The 13,535-nt window shown below is 63.2% G+C and carries 18 protein-coding genes; all 18 read left to right on the top strand.

Annotated elements, in window-relative coordinates; all coding sequences use genetic code 11:
- The first annotated feature begins 48 nt into the window (after positions 1–48).
- The 18 genes from motA (at position 49) to L6637_RS26815 (ending at position 13,480) form a co-directional block, all read left to right on the top strand.
- Positions 49–945, top strand: a complete 897-nt coding sequence (gene motA, locus L6637_RS26900) for a flagellar motor stator protein MotA (RefSeq protein ID WP_237862760.1) — start codon at positions 49–51, stop codon at positions 943–945.
- Positions 942–1,883, top strand: coding sequence for a flagellar motor switch protein FliM (locus L6637_RS26895; protein ID WP_237862759.1), 942 nt, complete (start codon positions 942–944; stop codon positions 1,881–1,883). The genes motA and L6637_RS26895 overlap by 4 nt, the downstream gene beginning before the upstream one ends.
- On the top strand, positions 1,864–2,178 hold the full coding sequence (locus L6637_RS26890; RefSeq protein ID WP_237862758.1) for a hypothetical protein: 315 nt from the start codon (positions 1,864–1,866) through the stop codon (positions 2,176–2,178). Before L6637_RS26895 ends, L6637_RS26890 begins: the two co-directional genes overlap by 20 nt.
- Before the next feature lie 75 nt (positions 2,179–2,253).
- Positions 2,254–2,628, top strand: coding sequence for a flagellar motor switch protein FliN (fliN, locus tag L6637_RS26885; RefSeq protein WP_237862757.1), 375 nt, complete (start codon positions 2,254–2,256; stop codon positions 2,626–2,628).
- A gap of 2 nt (positions 2,629–2,630) precedes the next feature.
- A complete protein-coding gene (locus tag L6637_RS26880; RefSeq protein WP_237872434.1) occupies positions 2,631–3,665 on the top strand; it encodes a flagellar motor switch protein FliG in 1,035 nt (344 codons plus the stop codon).
- A gap of 13 nt (positions 3,666–3,678) precedes the next feature.
- Positions 3,679–4,764, top strand: coding sequence for a flagellar biosynthesis protein FlhB (flhB, locus tag L6637_RS26875; protein ID WP_237872432.1), 1,086 nt, complete (start codon positions 3,679–3,681; stop codon positions 4,762–4,764).
- 64 nt (positions 4,765–4,828) lie between these two features.
- Positions 4,829–5,230, top strand: coding sequence for a flagellar basal body rod protein FlgB (flgB, locus tag L6637_RS26870; protein ID WP_237862755.1), 402 nt, complete (start codon positions 4,829–4,831; stop codon positions 5,228–5,230).
- An 11-nt stretch (positions 5,231–5,241) separates the two neighbouring features.
- Positions 5,242–5,658 carry a flagellar basal body rod protein FlgC gene (flgC, locus tag L6637_RS26865; protein ID WP_237862754.1) on the top strand — a complete coding sequence of 139 codons (417 nt, stop codon included), beginning with the start codon at positions 5,242–5,244 and terminating at the stop codon, positions 5,656–5,658.
- A 2-nt stretch (positions 5,659–5,660) separates the two neighbouring features.
- Positions 5,661–5,990, top strand: a complete 330-nt coding sequence (gene fliE, locus L6637_RS26860) for a flagellar hook-basal body complex protein FliE (RefSeq protein ID WP_237872430.1) — start codon at positions 5,661–5,663, stop codon at positions 5,988–5,990.
- 18 nt (positions 5,991–6,008) lie between these two features.
- Positions 6,009–6,800 carry a flagellar basal-body rod protein FlgG gene (gene flgG, locus L6637_RS26855; RefSeq protein WP_237862752.1) on the top strand — a complete coding sequence of 264 codons (792 nt, stop codon included), beginning with the start codon at positions 6,009–6,011 and terminating at the stop codon, positions 6,798–6,800.
- A 12-nt stretch (positions 6,801–6,812) separates the two neighbouring features.
- Positions 6,813–7,289 carry a flagellar basal body P-ring formation chaperone FlgA gene (flgA, locus tag L6637_RS26850; protein WP_237862750.1) on the top strand — a complete coding sequence of 159 codons (477 nt, stop codon included), beginning with the start codon at positions 6,813–6,815 and terminating at the stop codon, positions 7,287–7,289.
- Positions 7,286–8,416: a flagellar basal body P-ring protein FlgI gene (gene flgI / locus L6637_RS26845; RefSeq protein ID WP_237862748.1), complete on the top strand. Its 1,131-nt coding sequence runs from the start codon at positions 7,286–7,288 to the stop codon at positions 8,414–8,416. The genes flgA and flgI overlap by 4 nt, the downstream gene beginning before the upstream one ends.
- 67 nt (positions 8,417–8,483) lie before the next feature.
- Entirely contained in the window at positions 8,484–9,245 is a 762-nt protein-coding gene (locus L6637_RS26840; RefSeq protein ID WP_237862743.1) for a MotE family protein, read from the top strand.
- Complete coding sequence (gene flgH, locus L6637_RS26835) at positions 9,246–9,941, top strand: flagellar basal body L-ring protein FlgH (protein ID WP_237862742.1); 696 nt, start codon at positions 9,246–9,248, stop codon at positions 9,939–9,941.
- 30 nt (positions 9,942–9,971) lie between these two features.
- Complete coding sequence (locus L6637_RS26830; protein WP_237872428.1) at positions 9,972–10,415, top strand: flagellar basal body-associated FliL family protein; 444 nt, start codon at positions 9,972–9,974, stop codon at positions 10,413–10,415.
- Complete coding sequence (gene fliP / locus L6637_RS26825; RefSeq protein WP_237862738.1) at positions 10,412–11,152, top strand: flagellar type III secretion system pore protein FliP; 741 nt, start codon at positions 10,412–10,414, stop codon at positions 11,150–11,152. Before L6637_RS26830 ends, fliP begins: the two co-directional genes overlap by 4 nt.
- 243 nt (positions 11,153–11,395) lie before the next feature.
- Positions 11,396–12,301 (top strand): flagellin N-terminal helical domain-containing protein, encoded by a 906-nt coding sequence (locus L6637_RS26820; protein WP_237862737.1) that lies wholly within the window; start codon positions 11,396–11,398, stop codon positions 12,299–12,301.
- Between the two features lie 270 nt (positions 12,302–12,571).
- The gene (locus L6637_RS26815) at positions 12,572–13,480 is read left to right on the top strand and encodes a flagellin N-terminal helical domain-containing protein (RefSeq protein WP_237862735.1); all 909 of its coding nucleotides are present in this window, start codon (positions 12,572–12,574) and stop codon (positions 13,478–13,480) included.
- The last annotated feature ends 55 nt before the right edge of the window (positions 13,481–13,535 follow it).

Here is a 13,535-nt window from a genome sequence, read left to right as displayed (position 1 = left end):
GCGTCGCCAACTAGATATTCCCGACGGGATCGGCGATGGAGCGGCGCGTTGGGCAGTTTCGTGGGGATTGTCATCACGGTGGCAGCACTGCTTGGCGGATTTGCCGCCATGGGCGGGCACCTGGCCGTGCTGATGCAGCCGTGGGAGTTCGTGATCATCATGGGCACTGCGGTCGGCACCTTCATCGTGGCCAATCCGTGGAAGACGGTGGTGGATACCGGGGTCGCCTGCATGCAGGCCGTCACCGGCGCGGTGCCCGGCCAGCGCTATTATCTTGACCTGCTCGGCGCGCTTCATGCCTTGATGCGCGAGCTGCGCGGCAAGGGCCGCAACGAGGTCGAGGCACATATCGACGATCCCTCGTCCTCCGAGATCTTCAAGGCGTTCCCGAGCGTGCTCGGCGACTCGTCCCTGCTCCAGTTCATCTGCGACTATGTGCGCCTCATCATCATGGGCAATGCCCGTACCCATGAGATCGAGGCGCTGATGGACGAGGAGATCCACACCATCGTGAAGAGCAAGCTGACGCCCTATCATGCGCTGGTGGTGGTGTCGGAGGCGCTGCCGGCGCTCGGCATCGTCGCGGCGGTGCTCGGCGTCATCAAAGCCATGGGCGCGCTGGACCAGTCGCCAAAGCTGCTCGGCGGCTTCATCGGCGCGGCGCTGGTCGGCACCTTCGCCGGCATCTTCCTGTCCTACGGCATCATTTCGCCCTTCGCGCTGAAGATCAAGATGACGCGCGAGAAGAAGTGCCGGCCCTACATCATCGTCAAGCAGACCCTGCTGGCGTTCATGAACGGCGCCATGCCGCAGATCGCCGTCGAGCACGGCCGCAAGATGATCGCGAGCTCCGAGCGGCCGTCGATCGATGTCGTCGAGAACGAGACGATCGCAGGTCCCAAGGCCGTCGTGACCGACGCTGAACCCAAGGCTGCACGCGCATGAGGATGGAAGACGTCGAGGTCGATCAGCGCAAGCAGTTGCCGAACTACCTGCTGGACGCGGCCGGCATCTCGATCGAACGCATGCCGATGCTCAATGTGATCTTCGATCGCATGGCGGCATCGTGCACGGACAGCCTGCAGCCGATGGCCGGCACGCCCTGCTACTTCTCGGTCAACGGCATCACCAACGACCGCGTCGGCGACATTATCAAGGACTACGAAGGCAATGCGGTCGCCGCCGTGCTCTATGCCGAGCAGTGGGATTCGCGCGTCATTATCATGCTCGACCGTGACTTCGTGTTCACGATGGTCGAGGCGATGTTCGGCTCCGATGGCGCCGAGCCCCCGCTCGATGTCGAACGCACTTTCTCGAACATCGAGATCCGCCTGGTCCAGGCGCTGTTCGATCGGTTCGCAAAGGCGCTGCAAGCCGCTTTCGCCGGCACCTCCAACGTCACCTTCCGCGTCGAGCGGGTCGAGACGGCGATGGCGTCGCTGGCGATCGGGCGCAGCGGCAACATGTCGATCTGCGCGAACATCATGCTGCAGGCGCTCTATCGCGGCGGCCAGATGTTCCTCATCATACCGCACTCCGCGCTCAACCCGCTCAGGCAAAAGCTTGCCCACGTCGTCGTCAGCGAGGGCGGCGCAGCCGATCCGCGCTGGCGCGAGCAGATGGAGAGCGAAGTTCACCGCACCGAGGTGACGCTGAGCGCTGTGCTCGACGAGAAGATGATCGCCCTCGAGGACGTCGTCAAATTCAAGGTGGGGCAGATCCTGGAGCTCGAGGCCACGCCGCGCACGCTGGCGCGGCTCGAGAGCAACAACCAGGTGCTGTTCTGGTGCCAGATCGGCCAGCTCGATGGCTACTACGCCATGCAGGTGGCAGATCCCGTCGATCAGAAGCGGGAGTTCGTCGATGATATCCTATCTCGTTGATGCGGTGCTGCTGATCGCGCTGGCCTTCACCAGCATGCGGGTGACCCGGATGCACCGCGAGCTCGCGAAGCTGCGCAGCTATCAGGGCGAATTCTCGACCATCGTTCACGAGACCGCCGGCGCCTTCGACACCGTGATTACCGCGGCGCACGATTCCACCGCAAATCTGGGCCGGCTTGCCAATGTGTTGAGCGCGAAGATCGATCAAGCCCACGAGGCGATCGCGGCACTCGATGCACGCACTGGGCTGCAGGGCGCCGTGACCGCGAATGGTCCTGAGGCCAACAAGCATTAGGGCCCGAAGCGGCCGAAGAGTTAGATCGGAGCGTTGCGACGCTCCGGGAGCGGAACTACCAAGAGGCGATACCAGATGGCGCAATCCTTCGACTACGAATCCGCAACCGCATCCGACGATGCCGAGACCTCTCCACTCGAGCGGCTGGCGGAGATTGCCGCCCGCACCGCCGAGGAGACCGGCAAGTTCGCCAATGTGGATGCCATCATGCGCATTCCCGTCACCATGCAGGTGGTGCTGGGATCGGCCACCATCCCGGTGGCGAATCTGATGAAGCTCGGCCGTGGCGCCGTCGTCCCGTTGGATCACCGCGTCGGCGAGCCCGTCGACGTCGTGGTCAACGGCCGCGTCGTTGCCCGCGGCGAAGTGGTCGTCGTCGAGGAAGACAATTCCCGCTTCGGCGTCTCGCTGACCGAGATTGTCGGACCGCTGGGGCAGGGTGATTCCTGACCATGGCGGCACCGGTCGCTCCCATCAAGCAGCGCGGCGTTGCCACGCTGGGCGGAACGGAAAAGGTCGCGGCGCTGCTGCTGGCCATGGGCCGCCAAGCGGCCGCCAGCGTGCTCGCGCAGTTCGAGCCGCAGGACATTCGCATCGTCACCAAGGCCGCGGCCGAGCTGCGGCCGATCACGGCCCAGGAGCTCGAGTCGATCGTTGAGGAGTTCGCCCAGCAATTCTCGATGGGCGCCAACATTCTCGGCACCCTCGGCGGCCTCGAAGCCGTGCTCGGCGACGTGCTTCCGGCCGACCAGGTCACGGCAATCATGTCGGACCTGCTCGGCAATTCGAGCCGATCGGTGTGGGACCGTGTCTCGTCGGTGTCGGAAAACTCGCTGGCGACCTACCTATCGAAGGAGCATCCGCAGACCGCGGCGCTGATCCTGTCCAAGGTCAAACCGTCCTGCGCCGCCAAGGTGATGAGCCAGCTGCCGTCGAGCCTGCGCAACGAATTGATGCGGCGGGTGCTCAGCCTCAAGCCGATCGTCGACGATGCGATGAAGGTCCTCGAGAAGACTCTGCACGAAGACCTGACGCTCAACTTCGCCCGCAACCTCGGCGCGGATACCTACGCCCGCGTCGCCGACATCATCAACAAGATGGAGCGCGGTCATATCGAAGACATGCTGAAGAGCCTGTCGGAGAAGCGGCCGAAATCGGCCGAAGTGCTGAAGGAGCTGCTGTTCACCTTCGACGACGTCATCAATCTGGCGCCGAAGGCGCGCACCATGATCTTCGACCAGGTGCCGACCGATCGCGTCGTCGTGGCGCTGAAGGGCACCGACAAGCATTTCCGCGAGTTGATCCTGTCGGCGGTCGCTTCGCGCGTTCGCCGCGTCGTCGAGTCCGAGCTCGCCATCGGCGAGCCGTCGAACCAGCGCGACGTGCTGGAGGCGCGCCGCGTGATCACCGATCTCGCGCTCGACCTCGCCGAGAAGGGTGAAATCGAGCTCAACCCCGATCAGGAGGACGAGCTGGTCTTCCGCTGACCGCTGAACGGGCATGGCAGAGACATCCGACCAGGAGAGCAAGACAGAAGAGCCGACCGAGAAGAAAGTCCGCGATGCGCTCGAACAGGGCAAGATTCCGGTCTCTCGGGAGGCATCCCTGTTCGCGTCCATCGCGGCGCTGATGGTGATTATGTCTTTCCTGATCGGCCAGGGCGTACAGCAGCTGACCCCGACCTTGAAGAGCTTTCTCGACGAGCCCGATGGCTTCCCTCTCAGCACCGGTGCGGACGCACAGAACCTGCTCACCGTGGTCGGCCTCGAGGCCCTGCGCTTCCTGGTGCCACCGGTCGTGATCCTGGCAGTGTTCGGGCTCGCAGCGTCGCTGCTGCAGAATGCGCCGCGCCTCGTGCTGGAGCGCATTCAGCCCGACTTCTCCCGGATTTCGCCGGCGAGCGGCTGGAGCCGAATCTTCGGAACTCAGGGTCTCGTGGAGTTCGCCAAGTCGATGTTCAAGCTCGTCTCGGTGACATCGGTCGTCTGCTTCGTATTGCGCTCGTCGGAGGCGAGGGCGTTCGAGGCGATGTACACCGATCCGGTCGCGTTGCCCGAGATGATCCTCACCATCGCGATGCGGATCGTGTCGGCGATCTGCATCGCGACGATCGTACTGGTCGCAATCGATCTCGCCTGGGCGCGCTTCCACTGGCGGCGCGAGCTGCGCATGACCAGGCAGGAGATCAAGGACGAGCACAAGCAGGCCGAAGGCGATCCGCTGATCAAGGCGCGCCTGCGTTCGCTCGCGCGCGACCGCTCGCGCCAACGCATGATCGCCTCCGTGCCGCGCGCGACGCTGGTGATCGCGAACCCAACGCATTTCGCGATCGCGTTGCGCTATAACCGCGACGAAAACCCGGCGCCGCTCGTGGTGGCCAAGGGCATAGACGTGATCGCGCTGAAGATTCGCGAGGTCGCCGAGCAAAGCAAGATCCCGGTGATCGAGAACAAGGCGCTCGCCCGCGCGCTCTACGAAGCGGTGCAGGTCGATCAGGTGATCCCGGCCGAATTCTTCCGCCCCGTCGCCGAGATCATCTATTTCCTGCAATCGAAGCAGGCGCCGCGGCCCGCGAAGGTTCAGTAGAATCCCTGGGATGGTGCTCCGCGCAACAGCTTGACGAAAGCTTAACGCTCTAGGGTTCTTTCCAATGAACCAAAATGGGGCCGTCGTGGGACCACTGTTTCTCTTCGAACTCGCATCGTCGCAGGCACGCTGGCTCGAGCTTCGTCAGTCGACCATTGCCACCAACGTTGCCAATGCCAATACGCCGGGCTTCAAGGCGCGCGATGTCGAACCGTTCAACAAGGTGCTCGATGCGGTGCCGGTAAGGCTGGCCACGACCTCGCCCGCCCACATGCAGCTGTCCCCCGCCGAAACCGACACGCGGGCCACCGCCAAGAAGGACAGCTGGGACGTCGTCCACTCCGGAAACTCCGTGAGCCTGGAGCAGGAAATGATCAAGGGTAGCGACGTCAATCGCGACTATTCGATGAATTCGGCGATCGTGCGCTCGTTCAATCGCATGGTCCTGACCAGCGCGAAGACCTGAGGTGAACCGACATGCTTGACCCTCTATCGGCTTCATTGACCGTCGCGAGCTCGGGGCTCGAGGCACAATCGACGCGCATGCGCGTCGTCTCAGAAAACCTCGCCAATGCGACCTCGACCGGGCGCAGCGCGGGGGCCGACCCCTATCAGCGCAAGACCATCACCTTCGATGCCGCGCTCGATCGGGCCTCCGGCACACAGCTGGCGAAAGTCAAGGAAATCGGGGTCGACACCACGCCGTATCGCGTCGAGTACGACCCGGGTCATCCCGCTGCCGACAAGGCCGGCTACGTCAAGATGCCCAACGTCAACATGATGATCGAGATGGCGGACATGCGCGAAGTCAATCGCTCCTATGAGGCCAATCTCCAGGTCGTGAAGCAGGTGAGATCGATGCTCGGCATGACCATCGATCTGCTGAGGAGCTGACAATGCTGGAAGCAATTTCATCCACCGCGATCACCGCAGGGCAGGCGGCCTCTCGCGCCAGCGAGACGCAGACCATCGCGCCTACGGGAACGTCCGCGGTTCAATCCGCCGACGATGTCGGCTTCGATTCCGTGATGAAGCAGGTGACCACGGACGCGATCGGGACGCTGAAGACGGGCGAGGCAGCGTCGATCTCGGCGATGCAAGGCAAGGAATCGACGCGAAGGGTCGTCGAGGCGCTGATGTCGGCCGAGCAGGCCTTGCAGACGGCGGTCGCGGTTCGCGACAAGGTCGTGCAGGCCTACCAGGAAGTCGTTCGGATGTCGATTTGATCTGAAGGAGTGACCTAAGTGAAATCGCTCGCCATCGCGGCAACGGGCATGAATGCCCAGCAGACCAACATCGAAGTCATCGCGAACAATATCGCCAACATCAACACCACGTCGTTCAAGCGCGCGCGTGCGGAATTCACCGATCTGTTCTACCAGATGGACCGCATGCAAGGCGTCGCAAACGTGAACGGCTCGTCGCCGATTCCGGAGGGCGCAAATCTCGGTCTTGGCGTCAAGTCGGCGGCGATCCGCAAGCTGCACATCCAGGGCGCGCTGACGCAGACCGGCAATCCGTATGATCTCGCGATCAATGGCCGGGGCTGGTTTCAGGTGCTGGGCCCGAACAACGAGGTGCAATACACCCGCGCAGGTTCGTTCAACACCAATGCCACCGGCCAGCTGGTGACGATGGACGGCTATCTGCTCGATCCCAACATCACGGTGCCGCAGGGCACGGTGCAGGTCACGGTCAATCAGACCGGGCAGGTGTTCGCCAAGCTGGATACGGAGGTCAATCCGCGCCAGATCGGCCAGCTCAACCTTGCCAATTTCGCCAACGAGGCAGGCCTCGAGCCGCTCGGCAGCAACCTTTATCGCGAGACCACAGCGTCGGGTGCGCCGGTGGTTGGCCTGCCCGGCGATGCCGGTTACGGCAAGATCAACCAGCAATATCTCGAAGCCTCGAACGTCGATCCCGTCAAGGAGATCACCGAATTGATCTCGGCACAGCGCGCCTACGAGATGAATGCCAAGGTCATCCAGGCGTCGGATGACATGGCCCAGACGGTATCGAAGGGTCTCAGTCGCTAGTTCGGTGTGTCCATGTTGAACAGGGTAGGCCTGATCGTACGCGCGTTGGCCGCCGCGCTGCTGGTTCTCGTCTTCACGCGGTGTGCCGCCGCAGACGAGAAGCGGCTTCCCGTGCCGGCGGTATCGATCCGCGCCGGCGAGCTGATCAGGGAGGACATGATCACCGAACGCAACTTTGATCAGAACGCGCTCGGTGTCGCGATGTTCGTCGAAGGGCGTCAGGTCCTCGTCGGCCGGATGGCGCGACGGGCGCTGTTGCCGGGCCAGCCGATCCCCACGAATTCAGTGGAGGATCCCTGGACCATCGCCCGCGGCGCCATGGTGAAGGTGGTTGTCGAAGACTCCGGCTTGTCGATTGTGACGTACGGATCGGCGATGCAATCCGGTGCGCCGGGTTCGCTCATCACCGTGCGAAACACTGACACGGGCGTGATCATCAGGGCCATCGTCCAGCCGGACGGCACTGTCAAGGTTGCTGACGGAACATGACCAGAGTCCTGATCGCGCTCCTGCTGATCTTCTCCGCCGCCGGCGCCCACGCTGCCGTCCGTATCAAGGACATCGCGGACATCAAGGGCCTGCGTGAGAACCAGATCGTAGGCTACGGCCTTGTGATCGGCCTCAACGGCACCGGCGACACTCTGCGCAACGCGCCGTTCACGGAACAATCGTTGCAGTCGATGCTCGAGAACATGGGCATCAATGTCCGCAACGAGACGAGCAGCACGACTAATCAGTCGCGGCCGACGACCCTGCGTACGCGCAATGTCGCAGCCGTGATGGTGACCGCGGACCTGCTGCCTTCGATCGGCCCGGGCGAACGGATGGACGTCACGGTGTCGTCGCTGGGCGATGCGACCTCGCTGCTCGGCGGCACGCTGGTAATGACGTCGCTGCGCGCGGCCGATGGTGCGGTCTACGCGGTGGCGCAAGGTGCGGTCACCGTCGCCGGCTACAGCGTCGGAGGCCAGGCCCAAAACCTCAGCCAGGGCACGCCGACCGCGGGCCGCATTCCGAATGGCGCTCTGGTGGAGCGCGAGGTACAGGGCAGTCTCCACGAGATGGAGTTCCTGGTGCTCGAGCTGAAGAACCCCGATTTCGTCACCGCGACGCGGATCCTCGATGCCGTCAACCGCTATGCCGGTGGACGGTACCGTGCCCAGATCGCCTTTGAGCGCGACTATCGGACGATCGTGCTGTCCAAGCCGCGCTATGTCGGCCCCGTTCGCTTTCTCGCCGAGATCGGAGAGCTCACCGTCGAGCCAGACACGCCGGCGCGGGTTGTGATCAATGAACGTACCGGCACGGTGGTTATCGGGCGCGACGTTCGGATATCGACTGTCGCCGTCACGCACGGCAACCTGACGGTTCGTGTCACCGAACTGCCCGTCGTGTCCCAGCCGGCGCCGTTCTCGCAAGGCCAGACGGTCGTCGTACCCCAGACCGTGGTCGAAGCCAACGAGGCTGGATCGCAGGTGGCGATCCTGAGCGGTGTCGATCTCCAGCGTCTTGTGCGCGGATTGAACCAGATCGGACTGAAACCATCAGGCATCATCGCGATCCTCCAGGCTATCAAGACGGCCGGCGCGCTGCAGGCTGAAGTCATCGTGCAATGATGCATAAGCGTCGTGCAAGCTTGGTCGCTCAATGCTCAGGTCCTGACCGAGAATCGCACGCGCGCCGATGCTGAAGCTGGATCACAAAGCGCAACTCCTTCTGGCGACGGTGTTCGTGCTCGCGAACACATTGCCTGCGTTCGCGCTCGACGAACCGAAGCCGTCAAAGCCGCTCAATCTGCTCTCGTTTGCACGCGCCCGTGCGCCCGGACCGCAGAAGGCGCATGCGCAGGCTACGTCTGTTCCAGGCGATAATTCGCGGGCCACGGCCTGGGCGGCTGAGGATGCAGGGCCTGCAACCACCGGCGCAGTGCCGGAGGCGGCTCCTCCAGCACCGGCTCCCGCACCTCTGCCGACGCGTCCGGCGAAGTCCGGCAGTGTCACGGCGCCGCCGAAACCAGCGCCCGCCCAGGCTGGCGCGCCTCCGGACAACGAAGTGGCGCTATTCTGTAGCAATGTGGCCGATCCCGCCGTCGACGCCAGGCTCGCCTGGCAGCTGAAGGAGCTGGAGAAAGCCGAAAGCCTGCTGCGGGAGCGGATCGCGGAAGTCGAGGCCAAGCGGGTCGAGTACGAGAAGTGGATGGAGTTGCGCGACGACTTCCTGAAGAAGGCCGAAGCAAGCGTCGTCGAGATTTATTCGCGCATGAAGCCCGACGCGGCCGCGACCCAGATCGCCGGCATGGCGGACGAGACTGCCGCGGCGGTTCTCGCAAAGCTGAGCCCGAGGAGCTCGAGCGCAATTTTCAACGAGATGGAGACCGGGCGCGCAGCGCATCTTGCTGACCTGCTCGGTGGAATGCGTCGCGTGGATGACGGGAAGACCAAGTAAATGAAGACGCCGTTCCTCATCCTGTCGCTGTTGCTCCTTGCCGGGTGCTCCCATGATCCCGCGGAGATCCTGACCGGCCCGAAACTGTCGCCCGTGGGCAGCGGATTGAGGACGCCAGCCGAGCCTATTCCGGTGACGCCCCGCATGCGCACGCCCGTCAGTTATCGCTCGACGTGGGACGACGGCACCGATCTCTATCGCGATCCCCGTGCGCGCCGCGTCGGCGACGTCGTGACAGTGATCATTTCGATGCAGGACAAGGCCAAGCTCGACAACAAGACCGGCCGCTCGCGCGATTCGCAGGTCCAGTTCGGGCTGAACTGGCTGATGGACGTCGCGGGATGGCAGGACAAGGGCCAAGCCAACGCCAACCTCAACACCAATACGCAGATCAAAGGCAACGGTCAGATCGACCGCTCCGAAGACATCAAGCTTTCCATCGCGGCCGTCGTCACCGACGTGTTGCCAAACGGAAATATGATGATCAGCGGCTCGCAGGAATTCGGCATCAACACGGAGATGCGCGTGCTCAATGTCGGCGGCATCGTGCGCCCACGGGATATTTCGCGGACCAACACGATCTCCTACGAGAAGATCGCCGAGGCGCGCGTCTCCTATGGCGGCCGTGGAAATCTGTCTGACGTGCAGCAACCAGGATGGGGACACCGGATCTATGATGCCGTGGCACCGTTCTGAGGCTCACGCGTCATGGAAGCAGGGGGCGTCATGCGCCTGATCGCAGCCATCGTCGTGCTGACCCTGGTCGCGATTGGCGCCGGCGCGCTTGCGGGCCTGCATCTGTTCGCTACCGCCGAGCGCGTCGCCGATGCAAAGAAAGGCGCCACCCCGCCGCCGATTGCGTCGAGCTATTCAGGCAGCGCGCGACTCAGAAAGCTGTCGCCGATCGTGACCAATCTTGCGGCGCCGGCCAACAACTGGGCCCGGGTCGAGGCCTCCATGGTGACCGACAGCATGAGTGACGAGGATGCCGGCATCCTCGCTGCCCATATCAGCGAAGACATCGTCACCTATCTGCGGTCAGCTTCGGTGACGCAGTTCGAAGGCACGCGCGGACTTCAGCATTTGCGCGATGACCTGTCCGAACGCGCCAGCATCCGCTCGTCCGGCAAGGTCCGCGAATTGATCATTGAGACGTTGGTGATCCAGTGAAATTGAAAGTCCTGCTGCTCGCGTTGTTGCTGGTTGTGCTGCCCGAAGTGGCATTCGCCCAGATCCCGGATCTCAACTCGCTGTTGCCGCCGGGCAATGGCTCGACCAGCGGCCGCATCATCCAGCTGATGGCGCTGCTGACGGTGCTGTCCGTCGCACCGGGATTGCTCATCATGGTGACGAGCTTCACGCGGTTCGCTGTGGCGCTGTCGTTCCTGCGCGCCGGGCTCGGCCTTCAGACGACGCCTCCGAACCTCGTGCTGATCAGTCTCGCACTGTTCATGACCTTTTACGTCATGGCGCCGACGTTCGATCGTGCCTGGGAGACCGGCGTGCAGCCGCTGATGAAGAACGAGATCTCGGAGGAGGACGCCTATCTGAAGATCAGCGATCCGTTCCGCGAGTTCATGCTGGCACACGTCCGTGACAAGGATCTGCAGACGTTCGAGTCGCTCGCAGCGGAAAGCTTCCGCAAGAAGTTCGACGACAAGCGCGTCGATATGCGCGTCATCATCCCGGCCTTCATGATCTCCGAGCTCCGGCGTTCGTTCGAGATCGGCTTCCTCATCATCCTGCCGTTCCTCGTCATCGACATGATCGTGGCGACGCTGACCATGTCGATGGGCATGATGATGATGCCGCCGTCGATCCTCGCGCTACCGTTCAAGGTGCTGTTTTTCGTGCTGATTGACGGGTGGAATCTGCTTGCCTCGGGATTGGTCCGGTCGTTCTCTTGAGAGCGGTCATCGGTCCACCGGAATCGTTAAGGTTAGTAAAGAGTAATATTAACCATATGATTTTGCTGAAGAATTCAAGCTGGCCTTAATTCGGAAGCAAGATTCGGCGTGTTAGCGAAGCGTCACGGCGGGTTGGACCCCACCCACATTCAGTCCAAAGGCATGATGCCGCCCCTCCGTACCGGTGAAAGCCCGGTATGTCCCCTCGTGAAAATGTAACGCGTACATAAAGGGACATTCGCAATGTCAAGCCTGCTTACGAACTCGACCGCGATGACCGCTCTCCAGACCCTCCGGTCTGTGAGCTCGCAGCTCGCCACCACGCAGACCCGCATCTCCACCGGTCAGCGCGTCTCGACCGCTTCGGACAACGCCGCCTACTGGTCGATCGCAACCTCGATGCGCGCCGACAACGCCGCGCTCTCCGCGGTCTCCGACTCGCTCGGTCTATCGGCCGCGACGGTCGACACCGAATATACAGCTCTGACGTCCGTTGTCGGTGACAGCAATGGCGGCCTCACCAAGCTGCAGTCGCTGCTGGTCGAAGCCAAGACGGCTGGTATCGACCGCACCAAGATCCAGGCGGACGTCACCCAGATCCAGCAGCAGATGCAGGCGACCGCGTCTGCGGCGACCTTCAACGGCGTGAACTGGCTCAGCACCACTACGGCCACCCCGACGACGGTCGATCTGGTGTCGTCGTACTCCCGTGTCGGCGGCACGCCGACCACCGGCGCCATCACCCTGACCGTTGCCAACTACTCGCTCTACACCTCGTCCACCAGCGGCATCCTCGACAAGGTGAGCGGCGGTGCGTCGGTCAACACGATCGACATCAGCACGCTGACTGACTCGGCAGCCGACCAGACCACGCTCGATGGCTACATCGCGCAGGTCACTGGCGCGATCAACTCCGTGGCTTCGGCTGCCGCGAACCTCGGCGCCGTCAAGAACCGTATCTCGACCAACACCGACTTCGTGAAGTCGCTGATGGACTCGGTGACCCGCGGTATCGGCCAGCTCGTCGACGCCGACATGAACCAGGAGTCCACCCGCCTGTCGGCCCTCCAGGTCCAGCAGCAGCTCGGCGTTCAGGCGCTCTCGATCGCCAACAGCAGCAGCCAGAGCATCCTGTCGCTGTTCCGCTAAGACTGACGACGATCTGAGGGGGCCGCGCTTCTCGCGAAGCGCGGCCCTTTCGTTTGACGTGACGTCCAGGGCACGCCGCAACTTTGGCTTCCCTGTTGCGGTGAGGACACAGAGCCACAAGCCTCGCACAAGCTTCGAGCGCTACGGTCGCCGTACGACAGGTTGGGCCCTCAACGCTATTGCGCAGCCCAAAGGCATGACGCCGCCCTGTCGTACCGGTGCAAGTCCGGTATGTCCCCAAAACAACTCGATCTTCAAAGGGACATCAAAATGGGTTCTAGCCTTCTCACCAACTCCGCCGCCATGACCGCGCTGCAGACGCTGCGCAACGTCAGCTCCAGCCTGCAGACCACCGAAAACCGGATCTCGACCGGCCAGCGCGTCGCCACCGCGTCGGACAACGCCGCTTACTGGTCGATCGCAACCTCGATGCGCGCCGACAACGCCGCGCTCTCCGCCGTCTCCGACTCGCTCGGTCTGTCGGCCGCGACCGTCGATACCGAATATACCGCTCTCACCGCGGTCGTCGGTGACAGCACCGGCGGCCTCACTAAGCTGCAAGCGCTGCTGGTCGAAGCCAAGACCGCCGGCATCGACCGCACCAAGATCCAGGCCGACATCACCCAGATCCAGCAGCAGATGAAGGGCACCGCCAATGCGGCAACCTTCAACGGCGTGAACTGGCTGAGCACGACGACGGCGACGCCCGCGACCTTCGACCTGGTGTCGTCGTTCTCCCGCGTCGGTGGCACGCCGACCATCGGCTCGATCACGCTGACGATCTCGAACTACTCGCTCTACACCTCGTCCACCAGCGGCATCCTGGACAAGGTGAGCGCCGGTGCGTCGGTCGACACGATCAGCATCAGCACGTTGACCGACTCGGCGGCCGACCAGACCACGCTCGATGGCTACATCGCGCAGGTCACCACTGCGATCAACTCGGTGGCTTCGGCCGCCGCCGATCTCGGCGCCGTCAAGAACCGCATCGCGACCAATACCGACTTCGTCAAGACCCTGATGGACTCGGTCAACCGCGGTGTCGGCCAGCTCGTCGACGCCGACATGAACGCGGAATCCACCCGCCTGCAGGCGCTGCAGACCCAGCAGCAGCTCGGTGTCCAGGCGCTCTCGATCGCCAACCAGAACAGCCAGAGCATCCTCTCGCTGTTCCGCTAAGTCTGAAAACGATCTGAGCGAGCCGCGCTTCTCGCGAAGCGCGGCTCTTTCATTT

Source organism: Bradyrhizobium zhengyangense (assembly GCF_022012435.1).
GTDB lineage: Bacteria > Pseudomonadota > Alphaproteobacteria > Rhizobiales > Xanthobacteraceae > Bradyrhizobium > Bradyrhizobium zhengyangense.
The sequence above is the reverse complement of the archived record's forward strand: the minus strand, read 5'-3'. Positions and strand labels throughout refer to the sequence as shown.

Coding starts and splice junctions, on each gene's coding strand:
- L6637_RS26820 (WP_237862737.1), top strand. CDS start 11,396: ATGTCAAGCCTGCTTACGAACTCGACCGCGATGACCGCTCTCCAGACC.
- L6637_RS26890 (WP_237862758.1), top strand. CDS start 1,864: ATGATATCCTATCTCGTTGATGCGGTGCTGCTGATCGCGCTGGCCTTC.
- L6637_RS26895 (WP_237862759.1), top strand. CDS start 942: ATGAGGATGGAAGACGTCGAGGTCGATCAGCGCAAGCAGTTGCCGAAC.
- L6637_RS26840 (WP_237862743.1), top strand. CDS start 8,484: ATGCTGAAGCTGGATCACAAAGCGCAACTCCTTCTGGCGACGGTGTTC.
- flgH (WP_237862742.1), top strand. CDS start 9,246: ATGAAGACGCCGTTCCTCATCCTGTCGCTGTTGCTCCTTGCCGGGTGC.
- L6637_RS26815 (WP_237862735.1), top strand. CDS start 12,572: ATGGGTTCTAGCCTTCTCACCAACTCCGCCGCCATGACCGCGCTGCAG.
- flhB (WP_237872432.1), top strand. CDS start 3,679: ATGGCAGAGACATCCGACCAGGAGAGCAAGACAGAAGAGCCGACCGAG.
- flgC (WP_237862754.1), top strand. CDS start 5,242: ATGCTTGACCCTCTATCGGCTTCATTGACCGTCGCGAGCTCGGGGCTC.
- fliN (WP_237862757.1), top strand. CDS start 2,254: ATGGCGCAATCCTTCGACTACGAATCCGCAACCGCATCCGACGATGCC.
- L6637_RS26830 (WP_237872428.1), top strand. CDS start 9,972: ATGCGCCTGATCGCAGCCATCGTCGTGCTGACCCTGGTCGCGATTGGC.
- fliE (WP_237872430.1), top strand. CDS start 5,661: ATGCTGGAAGCAATTTCATCCACCGCGATCACCGCAGGGCAGGCGGCC.
- flgA (WP_237862750.1), top strand. CDS start 6,813: ATGTTGAACAGGGTAGGCCTGATCGTACGCGCGTTGGCCGCCGCGCTG.
- flgB (WP_237862755.1), top strand. CDS start 4,829: ATGAACCAAAATGGGGCCGTCGTGGGACCACTGTTTCTCTTCGAACTC.
- L6637_RS26880 (WP_237872434.1), top strand. CDS start 2,631: ATGGCGGCACCGGTCGCTCCCATCAAGCAGCGCGGCGTTGCCACGCTG.
- flgI (WP_237862748.1), top strand. CDS start 7,286: ATGACCAGAGTCCTGATCGCGCTCCTGCTGATCTTCTCCGCCGCCGGC.